This window comes from Methylobacterium sp. 001424705 (assembly GCF_059816145.1).
This window is the reverse complement of the sequence record NZ_JCBANU010000074.1, coordinates 1-1,659: the sequence shown is the minus strand read 5'-3', so window position 1 is coordinate 1,659 and position 1,659 is coordinate 1. Positions and strand designations below refer to the sequence as shown.

Below are 1,659 nucleotides of genomic sequence, written 5' to 3'. Positions count from 1 at the left end.
CTAGGCTGGCAAATCTAACTGTTGGGCTTGGCGTTCGAGGGCGGTGAGGTAGGCATCGGGATCGCGTCGGAAGCGGGTTCGTGCGACGCGCGCTTGGCGCCTGTCATCGAGGGATCGGCGCAGGTCTTGCCACCGCGCGCGATCGACCCGGCCGAGATCGCGTCCGGACAGGATCCGAGCCCGCGTGCCGATGCCTGCCACGAGCCGGACTGACCCGCGCAGCACCGCCCCGGGCGAGGCTGTCTTGCGCCCGGTGGCGCGGCGCTCGTGATAGCGCTGCGAGCCGAACAATTGCTCCAGGGCGTTGTTGGTGCGGGGCAGGCCGGCGACGTCGGGCGCGTAGAACAGTCCGGGCCGATAGCTCCGCGCGACCTTGCGGAAGTGGTCGAGGGCCGCGCCGAGATCGACGACGCGTCGACGGTGGCGCTGCATTGCGGCGAGCAGGCCGTCGAAGCGCCGCCGGACCTTGGCGCCTGTCTCCCCGGCGGGATCGGCCAGCAGGCGGGCGGCGGCGTGCACGAAGACGAAGCCTTGCCGGACCACCGGCCAGAGCGCGGCGGTGCGGGCGAGCGCCCGTCCGATCAGGAGCGCGAGCCGGGCGAGCGGGCGCGAGGCCCCCCTTTTGAGCGCACCCGCTCCAGGCTGCCGGCGACCTTCTCCAATCGCTCCTTCAACCGCAGCCCTGCCGCATCGAGCGGTGCGCGCCCGTCGTCGGTGATCGCGCTGCGCACGGCGCTGGCATAGCCGCGCACTACGTTCGCCTCGGCGTCGCTGCGTCCCTCCACAGCCCGCTCGATCGGGCGCACGCCACGCACCGCTTTCTTCAGTTCCTTCTTGGCGTGCCGGTCGGCCTCGAAGATCGGCAGCGCCGCCTCCCGCAGGAAATGGAAGTGGCAGAGTTGATGCGGAACCTCCGGAAGGGCCGTGGCCACCGCCTTGCGGATGGAGTGCTGACCGTCGCTGATCACGCCCGCCACCGGCACGCCCACGGCCTCCACCACCTCGCGCAGCAGCACGGTCAGATCCTCCGCGGTCCCCGACAGCAGGCTGCGCGCCAGCAGGACCGTCCCCGAGAGACAGTCGCGTAGCACCCAGAGCACCTCGTGGCCGACATCCGGCTGCAGACCGTCGAGGGCGAGGACGATCCGGTCCTGCCCACCAAGCTGCCGGCGCAGGTGCTGAGGATCGCCGAGCCGGGTCGACACCACCTCGTCGTAGCGGTCGAGCAGGTTTGTCACGCTGCGCTCGGCGATGGGCACACCGCGATCACGCAGGATCGCGTGGATCTCCGGCACTGAGCGATGTTCGCGGTGGCGCAAGGCTCCCACCAGCGCCATCACGTCGAGGCCGAACTCGTGCTGCGGCAGCGCCAATGCGCCTTCGGCCTCCGGGCGGTAGGGCTTGCGGAAGCGGGCGCAGCCCTCGGCCTCGCAGCGGCGGATCTTCAGGCGCAGCCGTTGCGTGCCGGACAGCGTCACCAGCGTGCGTCGGTTCTCGTAACGGAGCCGCATGCTCTGGCCGCAGGCCGGGCAGAGCCGCCGAGCCGGCTGAAGCACCCGCTCCACATCCGGTGTCCGCGATTGCCTTCGCGACATCCCGCGCCTCCAAAATGGCGCCCCCAGAACTAAACCTACCAGACAGCCAGCTTTGCCGGCCTAG

1 protein-coding gene is annotated in these 1,659 nt (G+C 70.8%); it reads right to left on the bottom strand.

Annotation, left to right across the window (positions count from 1 at the left end; genetic code table 11):
- A protein-coding gene (locus tag AC6EUL_RS22790; RefSeq protein ID WP_499872887.1) for an ISNCY family transposase occupies nucleotides 1-1,511 on the bottom strand; the annotation gives its coding sequence in 2 pieces (ribosomal slippage) (nucleotides 1-614 and nucleotides 614-1,511; 1,512 coding nt in all).
- Between the last annotated feature and the right edge of the window lie 148 nt (nucleotides 1,512-1,659).